Annotated in this window: 20 protein-coding genes; 8 read left to right on the forward strand and 12 right to left on the reverse strand. The window is 65.1% G+C overall.

Features of this window, described 5'->3' with window-relative positions; all coding sequences use genetic code 11:
* Positions 1-25: 25 nt before the first annotated feature.
* The 8 genes from gloB to SMA01S_RS13675 form a co-directional block, all read right to left on the reverse strand.
* On the reverse strand, positions 26-760 hold the full coding sequence (gloB, locus tag SMA01S_RS13640) for a hydroxyacylglutathione hydrolase (RefSeq protein ID WP_066823193.1): 735 nt from the start codon (positions 758-760) through the stop codon (positions 26-28).
* On the reverse strand, positions 757-1,812 hold the full coding sequence (locus tag SMA01S_RS13645; RefSeq protein WP_066823196.1) for an NAD(P)H-dependent flavin oxidoreductase: 1,056 nt from the start codon (positions 1,810-1,812) through the stop codon (positions 757-759). The genes gloB and SMA01S_RS13645 overlap by 4 nt, the downstream gene beginning before the upstream one ends.
* Positions 1,813-1,816: 4 nt before the next feature.
* On the reverse strand, positions 1,817-2,260 hold the full coding sequence (locus SMA01S_RS13650) for a VOC family protein (protein WP_066823199.1): 444 nt from the start codon (positions 2,258-2,260) through the stop codon (positions 1,817-1,819).
* Positions 2,261-2,483: 223 nt separating this feature from the next.
* Entirely contained in the window at positions 2,484-3,281 is a 798-nt protein-coding gene (locus tag SMA01S_RS13655; RefSeq protein ID WP_066823202.1) for a tetratricopeptide repeat protein, read from the reverse strand.
* Positions 3,278-4,000, reverse strand: a complete 723-nt coding sequence (locus tag SMA01S_RS13660) for an alpha/beta fold hydrolase (RefSeq protein WP_066823204.1) — start codon at positions 3,998-4,000, stop codon at positions 3,278-3,280. The genes SMA01S_RS13655 and SMA01S_RS13660 overlap by 4 nt, the downstream gene beginning before the upstream one ends.
* A gap of 170 nt (positions 4,001-4,170) precedes the next feature.
* On the reverse strand, positions 4,171-5,088 hold the full coding sequence (locus SMA01S_RS13665; protein WP_066823206.1) for an alpha/beta fold hydrolase: 918 nt from the start codon (positions 5,086-5,088) through the stop codon (positions 4,171-4,173).
* 3 nt (positions 5,089-5,091) lie between these two features.
* Complete coding sequence (locus tag SMA01S_RS13670; RefSeq protein WP_066592615.1) at positions 5,092-5,295, reverse strand: helix-turn-helix transcriptional regulator; 204 nt, start codon at positions 5,293-5,295, stop codon at positions 5,092-5,094.
* Positions 5,292-5,696 (reverse strand): hypothetical protein, encoded by a 405-nt coding sequence (locus SMA01S_RS13675; protein ID WP_066823207.1) that lies wholly within the window; start codon positions 5,694-5,696, stop codon positions 5,292-5,294. Before SMA01S_RS13675 ends, SMA01S_RS13670 begins: the two co-directional genes overlap by 4 nt.
* Positions 5,697-5,882: 186 nt before the next feature.
* Here SMA01S_RS13675 and SMA01S_RS13680 point away from each other — a divergent pair, with 186 nt between their 5' ends.
* Positions 5,883-6,092, forward strand: coding sequence for a hypothetical protein (locus SMA01S_RS13680; RefSeq protein ID WP_066823209.1), 210 nt, complete (start codon positions 5,883-5,885; stop codon positions 6,090-6,092).
* A 228-nt stretch (positions 6,093-6,320) separates the two neighbouring features.
* Entirely contained in the window at positions 6,321-6,992 is a 672-nt protein-coding gene (locus SMA01S_RS13685; RefSeq protein WP_066823212.1) for a hypothetical protein, read from the forward strand.
* A 53-nt stretch (positions 6,993-7,045) separates the two neighbouring features.
* Here the strand turns inward: SMA01S_RS13685 and SMA01S_RS13690 are convergent, their stop codons facing one another.
* Complete coding sequence (locus tag SMA01S_RS13690; protein WP_066823214.1) at positions 7,046-8,464, reverse strand: UDP-N-acetylmuramate--L-alanine ligase; 1,419 nt, start codon at positions 8,462-8,464, stop codon at positions 7,046-7,048.
* 56 nt (positions 8,465-8,520) lie between these two features.
* On the opposite strand from SMA01S_RS13690, the gene SMA01S_RS13695 reads away from it, so the two are divergent.
* Both SMA01S_RS13695 and SMA01S_RS13700 read left to right on the forward strand, forming a co-directional pair.
* On the forward strand, positions 8,521-9,357 hold the full coding sequence (locus SMA01S_RS13695; RefSeq protein WP_066823217.1) for an LD-carboxypeptidase: 837 nt from the start codon (positions 8,521-8,523) through the stop codon (positions 9,355-9,357).
* A gap of 96 nt (positions 9,358-9,453) precedes the next feature.
* Complete coding sequence (locus tag SMA01S_RS13700; RefSeq protein ID WP_066823219.1) at positions 9,454-9,918, forward strand: hypothetical protein; 465 nt, start codon at positions 9,454-9,456, stop codon at positions 9,916-9,918.
* A gap of 39 nt (positions 9,919-9,957) precedes the next feature.
* Here SMA01S_RS13700 and SMA01S_RS13705 read toward each other — a convergent pair whose 3' ends face one another.
* Positions 9,958-10,851 (reverse strand): LysR family transcriptional regulator, encoded by an 894-nt coding sequence (locus SMA01S_RS13705; RefSeq protein WP_066823221.1) that lies wholly within the window; start codon positions 10,849-10,851, stop codon positions 9,958-9,960.
* A gap of 115 nt (positions 10,852-10,966) precedes the next feature.
* Between SMA01S_RS13705 and SMA01S_RS13710 the strand changes: the two genes are divergently transcribed.
* Entirely contained in the window at positions 10,967-11,815 is an 849-nt protein-coding gene (locus SMA01S_RS13710; RefSeq protein WP_066823224.1) for an oxidoreductase, read from the forward strand.
* A gap of 69 nt (positions 11,816-11,884) precedes the next feature.
* Here SMA01S_RS13710 and SMA01S_RS13715 read toward each other — a convergent pair whose 3' ends face one another.
* The gene (locus tag SMA01S_RS13715; protein ID WP_174543147.1) at positions 11,885-12,217 is read right to left on the reverse strand and encodes a hypothetical protein; all 333 of its coding nucleotides are present in this window, start codon (positions 12,215-12,217) and stop codon (positions 11,885-11,887) included.
* A 135-nt stretch (positions 12,218-12,352) separates the two neighbouring features.
* On the opposite strand from SMA01S_RS13715, the gene SMA01S_RS13720 reads away from it, so the two are divergent.
* A complete protein-coding gene (locus SMA01S_RS13720; RefSeq protein WP_066823227.1) occupies positions 12,353-12,685 on the forward strand; it encodes a hypothetical protein in 333 nt (110 codons plus the stop codon).
* A 230-nt stretch (positions 12,686-12,915) separates the two neighbouring features.
* Positions 12,916-14,943, forward strand: a complete 2,028-nt coding sequence (gene thrS / locus SMA01S_RS13725; RefSeq protein ID WP_066823342.1) for a threonine--tRNA ligase — start codon at positions 12,916-12,918, stop codon at positions 14,941-14,943.
* A gap of 39 nt (positions 14,944-14,982) precedes the next feature.
* On the opposite strand, the gene SMA01S_RS13730 is transcribed toward thrS, so the two are convergent.
* Complete coding sequence (locus SMA01S_RS13730) at positions 14,983-15,798, reverse strand: TorF family putative porin (RefSeq protein ID WP_066823230.1); 816 nt, start codon at positions 15,796-15,798, stop codon at positions 14,983-14,985.
* Positions 15,799-16,087: 289 nt separating this feature from the next.
* Here SMA01S_RS13730 and infC point away from each other — a divergent pair, with 289 nt between their 5' ends.
* Positions 16,088-16,618, forward strand: a complete 531-nt coding sequence (gene infC, locus SMA01S_RS13735) for a translation initiation factor IF-3 (protein ID WP_066592581.1) — start codon at positions 16,088-16,090, stop codon at positions 16,616-16,618.
* Positions 16,619-16,803: the final 185 nt, after the last annotated feature.

A 16,803-nucleotide genomic window follows, 5' to 3' on the forward strand; every position in this document is an offset into this window, starting at 1 on the left:
CCCCTCGGCCCGATCCTATACCGGTTCAGCCGCGGAATACATCCTTAGAGGCTCGCCTTTCGGCAAATTGTTCAATCGATCGTGCGCGCATGAACGGATTGGTGGCGCGTTCCAGCGCGACCGTCGTCGGCACCGTTGCCTGGCCACGCTCACGCATCGCCTCCACCTCGCGCAATCGGCTGGCGATCACGTCATTGTCGGGCTCGGCAACCTGCGCATAACGCGCGTTCGACAGCGTATATTCGTGCGCGCAATAGACCGACGTCTCGGGCGGCAAGTCGGCCAACCGCCGCATATTGGCATACATCTGCGCCGCGGTGCCCTCGAACAAGCGGCCACATCCCATCGCGAACAACGTGTCGCCGGTAAAAGCCACGGCGTCATCGGCGAAATGATAGGTGATGTGGCCGGCGGTATGCGCGGGGGTTTCGAGCACGGTCGCAGCGTGCTTGCCGAGTTGCACGATGTCGCCTTCGATCACCAGCAGGTCGGCAGTGGGGATCTTCGCGGCCTCGGCGGCGGGGGCGATTACCGGCGCGCCGGTCGCCTGTTTGATCGCGGCATTGCCGCCGGTGTGATCGGGATGCCAATGCGTGTTCCAGATCGCGTCGATCGTCCAGCCACGGCGGTCGGCCTCTGCCAGTACCGGGTCGGCCTCGGCGGGATCGACCACCATCGTCTCGCCGCTGTCGGGATCGTGCACCAGCCAGATGTAATTGTCGCTGAGCGCGGCGATGCGGACGATGTCGAGCTTGCTCATATCCTGCTTCCTTCCAGCGCCGCGGCGCCTAGCCTTGCGGTCAGCTCTTCGGCGGGCTCCTCGCCGGCCAGCCGTACGCCTTGCCCCGCCCATAACGGCGAATAGTCGCCACGCCCGTCGGCTTCAGCCTTGGCGCGCAATTGCGCCAGCGCGGCGCTGGCATAAGGGAAAGGCGGCGCAAACTCGCTTACCGGTCCCAGCGCTTCGATCAGCCGATTGCGCAAGCCGCGCGCGAGCCCGCCGGAAAACAGGTTGGTGAAGACGCTATCCTCCGGCCCGGCCTCGGCCAGCCGCTGGCGATGCACCGCGCTGGTCGTCGCTTCGGGGGTGCGGAGATAGGCGGTGCCGACCTGCACCGCCGCCGCGCCCGCCGCTATGGCGCCCCGAGCTGCGCCTTCATCGGCGATCCCACCCGCCGCGATCACCGGCAGGTCCACGTCCTTCAGGATCTGCCGCACCAATGCGAGCACGCCGATCGGGCGGTGGCCGATCAGGAAATGGCCGGCATGGCCGCCCGCTTCGAACCCCTGGGCGACAATCGCGTCGACCTTGGCGTCGGCGAGAAACCGCGCTTCCATCGCATTGGTCGCGTTGCCGAAAATCCTGGCACCGCTCGCCCGGACACGGTCGAGCAGGACGCGCTCCGGCAGGCCGAAATGAAAGCTGACGATTTCTGGCCGCACTGCCTCGATCACCTCGGCCATCGCGGCGTCGAACGGCTTGCGCAACACCGGCGGCTGCACCGGCGGGGCGACGCCCTCCGCCTGGTAAAAGGGGGCGAGCGCCGCGTGCCAGGCGCTCTCGTCCGGCTGCGGCCCGAGTTTGTGGCAGAAGAAATTGAGATTGATCGGCCCCGCTATCGCTGCCCGGATCGCCGCGACCTCGGCCGCGACCTGGTCGGGCGACAGCACCGCGCAGGCGAGCGAGCCGACCGCGCCGGCCTTGAGTGCGGCGATCGCCAACGCGCTGCCGGCGAAATTGGCCATCGGCGCCTGGACGAGCGGCAACCGCGCGCCGGTCAGCGCCAGGAAGCGATCGGTTGCCGCACTCACCGCGTCACCATTCCCCCGTATTCGGCATCGACGCCCAGGGCTCGGCGGGTTCGAGCACGCCGTTCTGGAGCAACTCGATCGAGATGTTGTCGGGGGTGCGGACGAACGCCATATGGCCGTCGCGCGGCGGGCGATTGATCGTCACGCCGCCATCCATCAGCCGCTGGCAGGTCTCGTAGATATTGTCGACGCGATAGGCGAGGTGGCCGAAATTGCGCCCGCCCGAATAGGTTTCGACGCTGCCGTCTTCGGCCGGCCAATTGTAGGTGAGCTCGACCTCGGCGCGCCGGTCGCCGATCCGCGCGTCGTCCTCGGTCGCCAGGAAGATCAGGGTGAACCGCCCCTTCTCATTGTCGAAGCGGCGCACTTCCTTGAGGCCCAGCAGCTCGAAGAACTTCACCGTCGCCTCGGGATCGCTGACCCGAATCATGGTGTGGAGATAATTCATGCGCCTTCTCCCTGCTGGTGGTGCAGGCGGGAGATAGGGGGAGGGGCGCGGCGGCGCCAGTATCGGTTGACCGATTGAGTCTTATCCGGCGCAACGCAAAACAACGCCTCCCCGGCGAAGACCGGGGCCTAGTCGCCACGTAATCTCCACGGCGGGGCGCCATCTCCCCGTCATCGATCCTGGGCCCCGGCCTTCGCCGGGGAGGGGTTCAAACGGATCGACCTTACGGCTTCTTGGCTGGCGCGGGATTCGTCGCAGGCGGCGTAGCTGGCGCCGCCGCCGCGGGCGTATCGAACTGGGCGAGCGCAGCGCGGGCATTGTCCGCGGTCGCGGTGCCGGGCGCGAGCTTGGCCGCTGCCTGCCACGCCGTCCTCGCGCTATCGGCATCGCCCGACAAAGCGGCGATATTGCCAGCCTCGAGCTGGACCGAGGCATCGTCCGACGAGAGTTTCAGCGCCTCGGCGATATCGGTCTGGGCGCGCGGCAGGTCGTTCATCCGCCGCGCCAGCGTCGCCGACAACAGCCAGGCGAGCGGATCCTTGGGCGTCGCTTCCTGCGCGGCATCGATGTCGCCGCGCGCCGAGGCGAGGCGGCCGGCCGCGACCTGGGCGCGGGCGCGGTCGAGCAAAGCCTCGCCGCGGCCGAAATTGTCGAGCGTGCCGGCAGTGATCGCCGTCGTCAACGCAGTCTGCGCCTTGACCGCGTCGCCGGCCGCCAGCCAGGCGTTGCCGGCCTGCGCCCAATAGCGTGCCGCCAGCGGATCGCGGGCGGCATCGGCATCGCGCGCCGCGCTCTCGAACGCGGTCGCCGCATCGCTCCAGCGCGATTCCTGGGCATAAGCCATGCCCTGACATTGGTGCGCTTTGGCGCCGCCGCCGGCGATGCGGAAACGATCGGCCTCCGCCTCGGCGGCCTTGGGATCGCTCGTCGCCAGCGAGATGCAGGCAGCATAACGTTGCTCGTTTGGCGACAAAGGCGACGGGGTCGCCCCGACCTGGAGCATCAGCGGAAGCAGGATCATGATCGCGTCGACAGTCCTTCGATCGTCCGGATCAGCAGCGCGATGTCCTGATCGCGCGACAGCCGGTGGTCGCCGTCCTTGATCAACGTCACCTGCACGTCGGCTGAACGGAGGATCCGCGCCAGATGGAGCGAGCGTTCGTGCGGCACGTCGCGATCGCCTTGGCCGTGGAGGATGCGTACCGGGCAATCCACCGCCAGCATCGATGCTGTCAGCCGCGACGCCTCGCCCGATTGCCAGAAGCGGCTGGTATAGACGGTCGGCTGGTCCGAATATGGCGACGGTCGCTCGAGCTGGCCGTCCTGGAGCAACTTCATCTTCTCGTCCATCGAGAAGCCCCAGTCGGTGAAGTCGGGCGCCGGCGCGATGCCGACCAATGCCGCGACCAGCTCGGGATGGTCGCGCGCGATCATCAGCATGAGCCAGCCGCCCATCGACGATCCGACTAGGATCGCGGGCTCGGCCAGCATGTCGAGCATCGCCAGCACGTCATCGCGCCAGCCGGTCAGCGTTTGATCCGCGAACTCACCCTCGCTCGCGCCGCAGCCGCCATAATCGAAGCGCAGATAGGTGCGGCCAACCGCCTTGGCCCATTCTTCCAGCGCGACCGCCTTCGACCCGCTCATGTCGCTGGCATAACCGGGCAGGAAGACCACCGGCGGTCCCTTGCCGACGGTCAGATGGTAAGCGAGCGCGGGGCGGATGGCGGTATCTGTCATGGGGAGGCTGTAGGGGGAGGGCGGGCAAACAAAAAGCCCCTCCCGTTTACGGGAGGGGCCGTTTTGCTCCCCTCCCGCTCGCGGGAGGGGCTGGGGGAGGGCGTGTCGTGTTGAAGCGATGAACAGGCCCTCCCCTAACCCCTCCCGCAAGGCGGGAGGGGAACACCGAGTCACCCGGCAAACGCCATCAGCGTCTTCTGGAACACCGCCGGCTGGTCGAGCATGATGAAATGCGCGCTGTCGGGCACCTCGACCAACGTCGCGTGCAGCGCATCCTTATAGGCGGCGGTGTAGAGCGGTTCGGCCACTGCTTTCGGCAATGTCACGGAGGTCGGATAGAGCATCGTGATCGGCGTCGCGATCTTGCCCATGTCGCCGCGCAGATCGGTGATCATGTCCTCGTACATCGCCTGAGCGGAGACGCGCACGTCCGTCTTGCTCATCCAGCCCGCGATCTTGGCCTGGGCATCGGGCCGCCGCGCGAACCGCGTCGCCAGCGCCTGGTTCGCTGCGGGATCGAGCTTGCCATAGCTCGCCGCAAACTCGTCGCGCATCACTACCGCCTTCGGCTTGACCGTATCGACCGTCGCGCCGGGGCCGAACAACACACCGTACCAGGGCAAGGAGTCGACGATCATCAGCTTGCCGACATCGCCGGGCTGCGCCTTGGCCAGCATCAGCCCGACCAGCCCGCCCATCGAATGACCGACTACCGCGGCACCCTGCAGCTTGTGCTTCGCCATATAGCCATGGAGATCGCCGACGATCCCGTCGAGCATGCCCGGCTTCAGATTGGCACCGGCATCGTCGCCGGCAAAGCCGTTGACCTGGACCAGGATGACCCGGTGATTCTTCGCCAGTTCGGGCACAACCCCGTCCCACACCGCGCGCGGCGAGGACAGACCGGGGATCAGGATGACTGGCGATCCCTTGCCGGTCTCGGTCACCGAAATGTGGTCCATGCGGACTTCGCCAGTAGCGGGGGCCGGGCTTGCGGCCGCAGCCGGGGCGCAATGGCCGATATTGGGCTGGAGGATGGCGAGCGGCGCGAGCACGGCGACGGCGAAGCGGAGAGTGAAGTGGTTCATGATTCAGGCTTCCTTGCTGGGAGAAACGAAAATGTCTTCGATGGCGAGCTCGAACAGCTCGGCGATCTTGAAGGCGAGGGGGAGTGAAGGGTCGTAGCGGCCGGTCTCGATCGCGTTGACGCTTTGCCGGCTGACCTCGAGCTTGTCGGCGAGGTCGCCCTGGCTCCAGTTACGCTCGGCGCGCAGCACCTTGAGGCGGTTGTTCATCGCCCCCTCCCGATCGTCAGCCGGTTGGCGAAATTGCCGAGGCCAAGCCCGCCGAACCACAGGACGGAGACCCAATAGACCTCGACATGGCTGACCAGTTCGAAGCTTTCGAGAAAGCCCCAGACGGTCGCGATGCTGAGCGAGAAGCCCGACGCCCAGAGCGTCTGGCGGACCATCAGCATCCGGACATATTCGTCCTGTTCCTCGACCAGATAGAGGCCGATCGCGGCGAAGATACCGATGATCGGCAGCGCCGGCAGGATCGCCACGATCCAGGCGAAGACGCCACTCACCAGGTGATGTTTGAACCCATAGACCGCGCCGATCAGGAACGCGGAATAGATCAGGCTGAGGATGATGACCCGTTTGTTGTAGCGCCGGGTGGCGGGACTCATAATCATGTAAAGCCTCCTTTCGAATCAGTAAAGTCAGCTTTACAGTAAAGCGTGCTTGTTAGTCAAGGGAGCTTTACATGGCGGGCAGCCGCGACCGCTGGTGGCGGCGTCCCACTTGGCGGCGGCATGACGGTGGAGTGGCTATATCCAAAGTGATATGAAGCCGAGGGGACCGTCTTGGGGGAGATTGGCGTGGAGTCGGTATTGCTGTTCGCATTGGCGATCGGGGCCGTCGCGGGGGCGGCGATCTTTGTTATGCGCGCCATCCAGGAACCGCAGCGCCGCAAGCGCGGCCGTGAACGTGCCGCGCGTCATGCCGCCAATGTGCGGCTGTGGAACAAATTGTTCGCACGTCGCGACCAGCGCTTGCTGATCGACCAACGCGACGCCCGTAACGGATAAAAAAGAGACGCGTGGGTCAGAACGGTTAGGGCGCACTGCAAACGACGAGACTGGAATAGACAGCTGCCGCCAACACCCTGAAAATACTTATGCAATTACGATGGCATGCGAGTATTGGTTCACTTTGGTTCAATCGCCTGGATTGACGGCGATCGAGAATAAGGGCTCTCTCTTCCAACGGACTGACGCGGGGGCGTTTGATTCGCTAAGTTTTTCAGGGGGGAAGCCATGAATATTGTTTCTGTGAGCGCTGTTGCGTGCGCGCTGGTCTTTGCCGCGCCTGCAGGGGCGCAAACCACCGCTACGCCAACCGCTCCAATTGCCGCGCCCGCGAACACTGGGGCGGTCTTGAGGACCGGGACGCCCGTCCCGCTCAAGATGTCGGAAACGATAACGACCAAAGGCAAGGAGTTGCGCGTCGGATATCGGGTTCATCTCGAGGTCTCGGAGGACGTCAAGGTCAATGGGGTGACCGTTATTCCAGCGGGAAGCCCGGCGGTCGGCGAAGTTACCGATGTCCGCAACAAAGGGATGTGGGGGAAGTCGGGACGTATTAATGCACAGCTTCTCTATGCCACGGTCAATGGCCGCCAGATCCGCTTGAGCGGGCAGTTTGACGATAAGGGCGTGACCGGCACGGCAGGCGTCGTTGCCGCCATCGCGTTCGTTCCCATCGCCGGCTTCTTTACCACCGGCACGAGCGCGACCATTCCGCTGGGTGGCGCAGTCAAAGGCTTTGTCGATGAGGATGTGCCCTTGGCGATGGTAGCCGCTACCGGGCCGGCGCCGCTTAACGTCGCAGCGCCCGCAGCCCAGTCCGTAACGCCTGCTGCCCAGGCCGCGACTACTGCCGTGGTTGCGCCCGCCGCGACTGCAAAGCCGGCTACTGCGACCAAGTAAGCGATCGTTAGCGATCAAGATCGGGTCGCGCGGCGGACGTCGTGCGGCCCGTTTTAGTGCCGGTCGCTCTCCCGATGCCCCGCAATCTTCGCCAATATATCGCCCGCGAGCGCGCTCAGCGTATCGTCGCGCGCGCCCATCACCACCACGCGGTCGCCCGGTCGGGCGATCCCCGCGATCATGTCCGCCGCTTCGGCGCGGTCGGCGATGTGGCTGGCGTTGCGGCCGGCCGCCTTCACGTCGTCGACAATGTCGGCGCTGGTCACCTCGCGCGTGACGGTGCCGCCATAATAAGCCGGGTCGGGCAGGATCAGCACGTCGTCCTCCTTCAGCCCGTCGGCGAAGGCCGCGACAAGTTCGCGGCGCATCGTCTTGAGCGGGCCGTAACCGTGCGGCTGGAACAGGACGATCAACCGGCCGGGAAAGGCGTGGAGCGTGGTCAGCGTCGCGGCGATCTTGTCGGGATTGTGCCCGAAATCGTCGAGCACCGCGATGCCGTTGGTCTCGCCGACCAGCTCGAAACGGCGGCGCAGCCCGGTGAAGCCGCCGAGCGCGACCGCGGCATCGTCGAACGAAACTCCCGCCGCGTGGCACGCGGCGATCGCTGCGAGCGCGTTGGCGATATTGTGGCGGCCGGGCACCTGGAGTTCGACCGCGACGGGATCGTGCCCGCGCGCAACGAGCTGGAAATGCGCGCCATAGGGTTCCTCGACGATATCGGTCGCGGTGATCTCGGCATCGGCCTTGAGCGCGAACCCGACCACGCGATTGGCGGGCAGCGTTCCGGCCAGCCGCGCGCCGTCCTCATTATCGAGATTGACGACCGCGATCTCCGATTTGGCGATGAAGTCGCCGAACAATTGGTTGAGCTCGTCGAGGCTCTTATGGTCGAGACTGACATTGTTGAGCACCGCGATGCGCGGCGCGAACAAAGCGATCGATCCGTCGCTTTCGTCGACCTCGCTGACGAAGACGTCGCCGCCGCCGACCAACGCGCTGGCGAAGGCCGCGTTGGGCGTAGCGAAATTCTTCATCACCGCGCCGTTCATCACCGTCGGATCGCGGCGCAGCGCATGGAGGATCCAGCCGATCATGCCGGTCACGGTCGACTTGCCGCTGGTGCCGGCGACGCCGATCGGCATCGTGCTGGCATTGAACAGATCGGCGAGCATTTCCGCGCGGGTGCGGCGCGGGCAATCGAGCCGTTCCGCGGCGATCATGTCGGGGACTGTCGGCTCGATCGCGGCGGAGGCGATGACGATCTGGTCGGGCGAGGTGATGCCGCTGCCGTCCTGCGGGAACAATTCGATCCCCAGGTCGCGCAGATAGTCGAACTTGGCCGGCAGCCGCGCCTGATCGAGGCTGCGGTCCGATCCCGCCACGCTGGCGCCGCGCGCGGCCAGGATCATCGCGAGCGGCATCATGCCCGATCCGCCAATGCCGACGAAGAAACAAGGTTTGCTCATATCCATCGTGCCGGGCTATCCCCGCTTTCACGAGTGACGGCAAGGACGGGACGGCAGGGTACATGAAAATCGCGGTGATGGCGCCCGCCAACCGGGTCGAGGAACATTCGCTCGACGCGTTGCCGGCAATCGCCGCCGACTATGGTGTCGAGCTGGTGATCGACCCGCAATGCTGGGCTTCGGGCGGCGGCCATACCTGGGCAGGGCCGGATCAGCTACGCGCCGACACCTTCCTCAAATACGCCAATGATCCGAGTGTCCATGCGGTGTGGTTCGCGCGCGGCGGCTATGGCTCGAACCGGCTGTTCCCGCTGATCTTCCCGCACCTCGAAGACGCTGCGAAGCGCAAGGCCTATGTCGGCTATTCGGACATGGGGTTCATGCTCGGCGCGCTCTACGCGCACAAGATCGGCAAGCCGATCCATGGCCCGATGCCGGCCGACGTCACGCGCAATGACAATGGCGCATCGGTCCGGCGCACGCTCGGCTGGCTGGTCCATGGCGACAAATCGGGGCTCGAACCCGGCATCATCGGATCGGGGCGCCCGGCGGCGGCGTTCAACCTGTCGATCCTGGACGCGATGATCGGCACGCCCTGGCTGCCCGATCTGACCGATCACGATCTGCTGGTCGAGGAAGTCAGCGAGCATCTCTATCGCGTCGACCGGATGATGTTCCACGTCGCCAACGCGACCCAATTGTCGGGAATCGCCTCGCTGCGCGTCGGCTCGATCACGTTGCCGCCGGCCGATGGCCAGGCCGATTTCGGGCACAATCCCGACCAGATCGCCTGGGACTGGAGCAAGATCATGAAGGTCCCGTACGAAGGCCGTGCGCTGATCGGGCACGACAGCAACAACCATGTCGTGCCGTTCGGCCAGGTCATATCGAGAGGGTAATCATACCCGTATTGGCCATATCCGTCGAACTACGTAGGTTCCCAAAGCCTTTGCTAACCAATTCCGATTAGCGATCGGGCGATCGAGAGGTCCCCGATGCCGCAGACGCTGGAAGAATATCACGCCGAGATCGAACGGATGATGGCCGAGGGCGACGCCCTGGTGATGGCGCGTGACGCCGCGACCGAAGAGCTGGTCAAGCAGCGCATCGCCGACTCCGCCTTGGTCCTCGCCTCCTACCAATTGTTCGTCCACCGAGAAGTGTTCGCGCCGATGCTCGAACATGCCGATGCCGGGACGCGGGCGCGGGTCAACGAACTCAAGGTCGAGTGCATCGCGCTGACCGAGGATCTGCGCTTCAACGTCCGCGAGCTCAAGGCGCAGGCCGACGACGCCCCGCTCGACTGGGACACGATCGCCGCCGGCGTCGCCTGGTTCAACGGTCGCGTGCGCGCGCACATCGCCCAGGTCCGCCAGATGATGGCGCCCGAGTTGAGCGACGCCGAGCATGCCCGGCTGCGCGCGCATCGGAACGACATTGTAGGTACTCTGGCCGCCTAGCGACTACTGGCCTTCCGCAACGGCGATGCGTCCGCAAATCTAGCCGGCGCGCGACCGCGCGAAATCGATGAATGCCCGTAACGGCGACGGCATCTGCCGCCGGCTCGGATAATAGAGATACAGGCCCGGCCAATAGGGGCACCAATCGCCGAGCACGCGCTCGAGCCGGCCGGCAGCCACGAGGTCGACAACCATTTCCTCGAACACGAAGGCCAGCCCGATCCCGTCGAGCGCGGCGCTCAGCATCAATTCGTGCTCGTTGGTGGTGAACGGGCCGTCGACCGCGATCTCGAGTTCTTCTCCCGCGCGTTCGAATTCCCAGTGATAATCGTCGCCGCGCTCGAAACGATAACGGACGCAGGGTAGCCCGATCAGGTCGCGCGGATGCGCCGGTTTCGGCCAGCGCTCGAAATAGGCCGGCGACCCCACCACCGCGAAGCGCCGCCGCCGGCCGATCGGCACCGCGATCATGTCGGCGGCGATGCGCTCCCCGAACCGGACGCCGGCATCATAGCCTTGGGCGACGGTATCGATCAGCGCGGTCTGCGCGATGATCTCGACCTCGACCGACGGATTGGCGGCCAGGAAGTCGGCGAGCAGCGGCATCAGTTCGAGCCGGGCAGACGCGAGCGCGGTATTGAGCCGCAGGGTCCCGATCGGCTTACCGCCCCACGCGCTCAATTCCTCGATCGCATCGTCGATGTCGCGGAAGGCGGGCTCGATACGATCGAACAACTTCTGTCCCACTTCGGTCAACGAGATGCTCCGCGTCGTGCGATTGACCAGGCGAAGGTCGAGCCGTTCCTCCAGCGCGCGCAGATTGTGACTCAGCGCGGAGGGAGTCACGCCCAGCTCGACCGCCGCGCGACGAAAGCTCTTCGCGCGGGCGATGGCGAGGAATCCGTTGAGGTCGCCGGGGACGATACGCTGCATTGATGAATCCTGTTCATCGAGTCGTGGAGCATATCGCCGATTATCTCATCATTCTCCAGCCTCTATCTGATGCTCACCGACGGATCGCCGTCGGGCAAAATGAAGGAGATAGATCATGCGGACTTGGTTCATCACCGGCGCGTCGCGCGGCCTGGGTGTGCTGATCGCCAAGGCGGCGCTCGATGCGGGCGACGCGGTGGTCGCGACCGCGCGCAATCCCGATGCGGTCACCGAAGCCCTGGGCAGCCACGACAATCTGCTGGCGGTCAAGCTCGATGTCACCGACCAGGACCAGGCCAACGATGCGGTTGCCGCCGCGGTCAAGCGGTTCGGCCGGATCGACGTGCTGGTCAACAATGCCGGTTTCGGCGTGGTCGGCGCGGTCGAAGAGGCGAGTGCCGAGGAAATCGCGCGCGTCTATGCGACCAATGTGTTCGGCCTGTTGGGCGTGACGCGCGCGGTGCTGCCGCATATGCGTCGCGAACGCTCGGGGCGGGTATTCAACATTTCGTCGATCGGCGGATATCAGTCGCGCGCCGGCTTTGGCATCTATTGCTCGACCAAGTTCGCGGTCGAGGCGATCAGCGAGGCGATGTACGAGGAACTGGCGCCGCTGGGCATCCACGTCACCGTGGTCGAGCCGGGCGCCTTCCGCACCGACTTCCTCGACGGCAGTTCGCTGATGCCGCACGCCCAGCGCATCGCCGATTACGATCAGACGTCGGGAAGGACCCGCGACTGGTCGACCGACAACAACCATGCACAGCAGGGCGATCCCGAAAAGCTCGCCGCGGCGATGGTCCGGCTGGCGGGCGAGAGCGAGCCGCCGATGCGTATCCAGTTCGGCAGCGACAGCGTGTCGCGGGTCGAGGCCAAGAACGCCTTCGTCGTGGGCGAGCTTGCCAAGTGGCGCGACCTCGCGGTCAGCACCGATTATCCGGCGGACGAACTCGCCGACGCCTGACCGATCAGCTCGCAGTCGATCCTCCCCCCTCAAGCGGGGGAGGATTTGCTGAATATCGATACGCTCGATCTACAGACCCTGCACCGCGCCGCCGACCACGCGGTGATGCTCGACATGGTCGGGCCGTGTGAGCAGGAAGCGATCGTCCTCAGGATAGTAACGCGCGCAGTCGATGTCCTCGCCGGCAAACGCCGCGATCGCGTCGATCGATTCCCACCAGCTGAGCGTGGTGACCTCGCTTTCGCCATTGCCGAGCGTGCGGACCAGCATCTGCGCGCCGAGATTGCCCGGCGTCGCGCGGTAGTCGTCGAGCCCGGTGCCGGCGATATAGGCGACATACTCCGCCTCATCGGCGGTACGGATGCGCGCCGACCAGCGGCGCAGGATGACGGTCTTGTCCATCGGGCGATCTCCTCCGGATCGGTGTCTATCCGAGGGCGGGGCAGTCGGGGAAATCGAACGCGCGGTAGTGGCGATAAGCGCTGGTTATGACGATGTACCGCGAGCGGTCTTCGCGCCGCAGCCTTTTCCTCCGCCATGACGCCGTGCATAGCGCGCGCGACGATCGCGGCAGTGTCGCTCTGCGCGATTTCCGGAGAATGGATCAAGGAAGAAATCATCGACCTCAATGCCCAGATCGTGGCGCTGCGGATGGCCGTCGAAGGCATCTGGCTGTCGCTGCTCAGCAGCGATGCGGATCCCGCCGCTCAGTCGGCGATGCTCCGTCAGGCCAACGTTGCCGCGATCGGCCAGATGGACGCGCCGACGCCGGCCGCGATATCGATGCGCGATGCGGTTGCGGCGCATACCGACAGGTTATGGGGTTCGATCGAATGGCAGCTTCAGCACGAAGCAGGCAAAAAAGCCTGACTGGATTCCTTAACTGCCGCCGCTTATATCCCTCTCCATGAACCGCGCGTTCCCCACGACTACCACCACTACCCCGGGTTTCCGGGGGGTGTTCGGCGCGCGCGACTGACGCTCTCGCCGATTGCCTCGCCCGGGAACGGGTGAGGTCGGCGTCCGCTCTCCCGTTCCAGTCTTTCCCTCGGACGCTGCCCGGTGCATAGGCGCGCCAACTGACAGGAACGACCATGGAAATGCTCTCGATCACGCTCCCCGACGGCTCGGTTCGCGAGGTCGCGCCCGGCACGACCCCAGCCGATATCGCCGCGGCGATCGGCCCCGGTTTGGCCAAGGCGGCGATCGCCGCGCGCGTCGATGGCGAATTGCGCGACATCACGCGCCCGCTCGATCACGACGCCAAGCTCGCGCTGGTGACCAGCCGCGACGAAAAGGATGCGCTCGAACTCGCGCGTCACGACTTCGCGCACGTCCTGGCCGAGGCGGTGCAGAATCTGTTCCCGGGCACGCAGATCACCTTCGGTCCGGCGACCGATGACGGTTTCTATTACGATTTCGCGCCGCCCCCCGAACACGGCCCGTTCACCGAGGAGGAACTGCCCGCGATCGAGGCGGAGATGCGCGCGATCATCGCGCGCGACGAACCGCTGATCCGCGAAGTGTGGAGCCGCGCCGATTTGATCGCGCGCTGGAAGACGCAAGGCGAGACGTTCAAGGCCGAATGGGCCGCCGAACTGCCCGAGGGCGAGGAACTGACGGTCTACAAGGCCGGCAATCGCCCCGATGCGTGGCTCGACATGTGCCGCGGCCCGCATCTGGCCTCGACCGGCAAGCTCGATCCGCAGGCGTTCAAGCTGACGCGCGTGTCGGGCGCCTATTGGCGTGGCGACCAGAATAACGCGATGCTCTCGCGCATCTACGGCACCGGCTGGCTCAACAAGAAGCAGCTCGATGCGCACATGGTGATGCTCGAGGAAGCGGCCAAGCGCGATCACCGCAAGATCGGGCAGGAGATGGACCTGTTCCACCTCCAGGCCGAGGCGCATGGCTCGGTGTTCTGGCACCCCAAGGGCTATATGATCTGGCGCGAGCTCGAATCCTACATGCGCCGCCGGCTCGATGCCGCGGGCTATGAGGAAGTGAAGACGCCGCAGGTGATGGACGCCCGCCAATGGGAGAAGTCCGGCCATTGGGGCAAATATCGCGAGAACATGTTCGTCATCCCCGATGAGGTGCCGAACATCGAGGACGAAGGGCCTCTGGTCTCGGACGATGCGCAGTGGATGGCGCTCAAGCCGATGAATTGCCCGGCGCACATCCTGATCTTCCGCCAGGGGATCAAATCGTATCGCGACCTGCCGATCCGCATGGCCGAATTCGGCTGCTGCCACAGGAACGAGCCGCACGGCGCGCTGCACGGCATCATGCGCGTGCGTCAGTTCACCCAGGACGACGCGCATATCTTCGTGCGCGCCGACCAACTGGTCGACGAGGTGGCGGCGTTCATCGACCTGCTCGATACGGTCTACAAGGACCTCGGCTTCGACAAATATGCGATCAAGCTCGCGCTCCGTCCCGACAAAAGGTTCGGCAGCGAAGAGATGTGGGACTGGTCCGAACAGTCGCTGCGCGACGCGGTGGCGGCGACGGGTCGCAACACCGAGGAGTTCGGCTGGGAAGAATTGCCGGGCGAGGGCGCCTTCTACGCGCCGAAGCTCGAATTCCATCTGACCGACGCGATCGGCCGGACGTGGCAGGTCGGCACGATCCAGACCGACACGGTGCTGCCCGAGCGGCTCGACGCGTCCTATGTCGGCGACGATGGCGAGCGCCATCGCCCGATCATGCTCCACCGCGCGATCCTGGGCAGCTTCGAGCGTTTCATCGGCATCCTGATCGAGCATCATGCCGGACGCTTCCCGCTCTGGCTGGCGCCGACCCAGGTGGTCGTCGCGACGATCGTGTCGGACGCCGACGACTACGCACATCAGGTCGCCGCCGAATTGCGCGCGGCCGGGCTGCGGGTCGAGACCGATCTTCGCAACGAGAAGATCAATTACAAGGTGCGCGAGCACAGCCTGGCCAAGGTCCCGAACCTGCTGGTCGTCGGCAAGCGCGAGGCCGATGAAGGTACCGTGGCGCTGCGCCAGCTGGGCAGCGATCGCCAGCAAGTGCTGACCCTGGCGGCGGTGGTCGAACAATTGCAGCGCGCCGCGATGCCGCCCGACCTCGCTGTGGCGGCGGAGGCCGAGGCTCAGGCGTGATACGAACAGCGGGCGGCGGTGTTTCGCCGCCCGTTTGTCTCAAAAAGCGGCGCTGACCGAAAACAGCGCGGTGGCATCGGCGATCGATGATCCATTCTTGGTCGAGGCGAAATTGGGCAGCAGATAGGCCGATCTCGCCTTGCTTATATCGGTATCGACATAGGACACGCCCAACGTCACCGGGCCGATCACATAGTCGACGCCGAGCGACCAGTCGAAATACTCGCCGGTCGGCGCCACGCTGGTGCCGTTGGGACCGAGCCCAGGATTGCCGTTGGAATGGCCGAGATGCGCCTTGGCGGTCAGCGGGGTCTTGGGAATACCGACACTGGCATCGCCCCAGAGGTAGAGATTGTCCTGCGCCTGGCCGTGGCTTTGCGGCGTGTTGGAGAAATTGCCCAGCGCCTTCTGCTTCGGGGCATAAGCGATGCCCGCGAGCAGGTTGGCCGGTCCGATCGTGGTGCCGAGCTTGACATAGGGCTCGGCGAAATCGGTCGTGTCGGCGCCACCGGGATACATATACCAGGTCAGCCCGACGTCGATCGTCGTGCCGCTGGAGATCGGCTTCTTGATCCCGGCAAACAGGTCGAGTTCCAGATTGGCGCCGCCGAACGTGCCCCAGCCGGAAAGATTCGAGGCCCAGGCACCGGCATAGACGCCGCTTTCATGCGTGACGGTCACGCCGCCTTGCAGCGCCGCCTCCTTGTCGGTCTGCGACACGCCGCGAAAACGATAGTCGGACACCAGGGCGACATTGCCCGACACGGTGACCGGCTTGGGCGGCTCTTCCTGCGCGGCGGCAGGCACGGCGGCCAGCAACGACGACGCCGCCATGGCGGCGAGGCGATAGATCATGGAACATTCCCCTGAGCGATGAGGTGAACGTTCCTCCTGCGGCCGCCCGGCAGGGTCTTCTATGGCGAGACCGAGTCCCGGCGGCGACTCCTGACTATCGTCGCGGGATTGCCGTAATCGTGCGCAATCGTGAGGAAATGTTGCTGCCGGTCCGGGTTGCGCCGACCGTGAACCGCCATTCGCGCGCATAAATGCCGACTTTTGCTGTCCCCGCTTTTAAATCCTTCGGCAAAATTCTATATCAGTTCCCTTACAACCCAAAGGAGCAGTACCTATCCGTCCTCCCACGATGCGCCGACCAAACCAGGCGCCGCCGATGAACGGCCCCCGATTCAACGAATGGATCCAGTCGCCCAAGGTTCGAGTGATCGACCATGAAGGCGAGAATCTGGGTGTTATGTACACGAAAGAGGCGATGGAGCAGGCCCAAGGGCTTGGTCTCGACCTCGTCGAAGTGTCGCCCAACGCCGATCCGCCCGTGGCCAAGTTCCTCGATGTCGGCAAGTTCAAGTACGAGGCGCAGAAGAAGGCCAACCTCGCTCGCAAGAGCCAGAAGACGCAGGAGATCAAGGAGATCAAAATGCGTCCGAACATCGACGATCATGATTATGAGACGAAGATGAAGGCCATCCACAAGTTCATCGGTGAGGGCGACAAGGTCAAGGTGACGCTGCGCTTCCGCGGCCGCGAGTTGAGCCACGGCCAGCTCGGCATGAACCTATTGAAGCGCGTGCAGGAAGACACCGCCGAGGACGCGAAGGTCGAAAGCTATCCGCGCATGGAAGGCCGTCAGATGCTGATGGTGCTTTCCCCGAAGTAAGGCTCGCCGACGCGGAATAGCGGAACGCTATTCCGCGAAAGCTCGGCGAGCCCGGCCGGCGGCGCGAAGCGCCGACCGACGGCGCGGATTTACTCCGCGCCGGCTCCGTTGCCTCAAATACGACCGTCACCCCGGCCTTGTGCCGGGGTCCAACGGGCGGCAAGCGCCAGATAAGAGGCTCCAGC

The sequence above is a fragment of the Sphingomonas mali NBRC 15500 genome (genome assembly GCF_001598415.1).
Taxonomy (GTDB): domain Bacteria; phylum Pseudomonadota; class Alphaproteobacteria; order Sphingomonadales; family Sphingomonadaceae; genus Sphingomonas; species Sphingomonas mali.

What these genes read in the sequence shown, in the direction of transcription:
- gloB (WP_066823193.1), bottom strand. Translation starts at nt 760, where the DNA reads ATGAGCAAGCTCGACATCGTCCGCATCGCCGCGCTCAGCGACAATTAC.
- SMA01S_RS13650 (WP_066823199.1), bottom strand. Translation starts at nt 2,260, where the DNA reads ATGAATTATCTCCACACCATGATTCGGGTCAGCGATCCCGAGGCGACG.
- SMA01S_RS13655 (WP_066823202.1), bottom strand. Translation starts at nt 3,281, where the DNA reads ATGATCCTGCTTCCGCTGATGCTCCAGGTCGGGGCGACCCCGTCGCCT.
- SMA01S_RS13660 (WP_066823204.1), bottom strand. Translation starts at nt 4,000, where the DNA reads ATGACAGATACCGCCATCCGCCCCGCGCTCGCTTACCATCTGACCGTC.
- SMA01S_RS13665 (WP_066823206.1), bottom strand. Translation starts at nt 5,088, where the DNA reads ATGAACCACTTCACTCTCCGCTTCGCCGTCGCCGTGCTCGCGCCGCTC.
- SMA01S_RS13670 (WP_066592615.1), bottom strand. Translation starts at nt 5,295, where the DNA reads ATGAACAACCGCCTCAAGGTGCTGCGCGCCGAGCGTAACTGGAGCCAG.
- SMA01S_RS13675 (WP_066823207.1), bottom strand. Translation starts at nt 5,696, where the DNA reads ATGATTATGAGTCCCGCCACCCGGCGCTACAACAAACGGGTCATCATC.
- SMA01S_RS13685 (WP_066823212.1), top strand. Translation starts at nt 6,321, where the DNA reads ATGAATATTGTTTCTGTGAGCGCTGTTGCGTGCGCGCTGGTCTTTGCC.
- SMA01S_RS13690 (WP_066823214.1), bottom strand. Translation starts at nt 8,464, where the DNA reads ATGGATATGAGCAAACCTTGTTTCTTCGTCGGCATTGGCGGATCGGGC.
- SMA01S_RS13695 (WP_066823217.1), top strand. Translation starts at nt 8,521, where the DNA reads ATGAAAATCGCGGTGATGGCGCCCGCCAACCGGGTCGAGGAACATTCG.
- SMA01S_RS13700 (WP_066823219.1), top strand. Translation starts at nt 9,454, where the DNA reads ATGCCGCAGACGCTGGAAGAATATCACGCCGAGATCGAACGGATGATG.
- SMA01S_RS13705 (WP_066823221.1), bottom strand. Translation starts at nt 10,851, where the DNA reads ATGCAGCGTATCGTCCCCGGCGACCTCAACGGATTCCTCGCCATCGCC.
- SMA01S_RS13710 (WP_066823224.1), top strand. Translation starts at nt 10,967, where the DNA reads ATGCGGACTTGGTTCATCACCGGCGCGTCGCGCGGCCTGGGTGTGCTG.
- SMA01S_RS13715 (WP_174543147.1), bottom strand. Translation starts at nt 12,217, where the DNA reads ATGGACAAGACCGTCATCCTGCGCCGCTGGTCGGCGCGCATCCGTACC.
- SMA01S_RS13720 (WP_066823227.1), top strand. Translation starts at nt 12,353, where the DNA reads ATGACGCCGTGCATAGCGCGCGCGACGATCGCGGCAGTGTCGCTCTGC.
- thrS (WP_066823342.1), top strand. Translation starts at nt 12,916, where the DNA reads ATGCTCTCGATCACGCTCCCCGACGGCTCGGTTCGCGAGGTCGCGCCC.
- SMA01S_RS13730 (WP_066823230.1), bottom strand. Translation starts at nt 15,798, where the DNA reads ATGATCTATCGCCTCGCCGCCATGGCGGCGTCGTCGTTGCTGGCCGCC.
- infC (WP_066592581.1), top strand. Translation starts at nt 16,088, where the DNA reads ATGCGCCGACCAAACCAGGCGCCGCCGATGAACGGCCCCCGATTCAAC.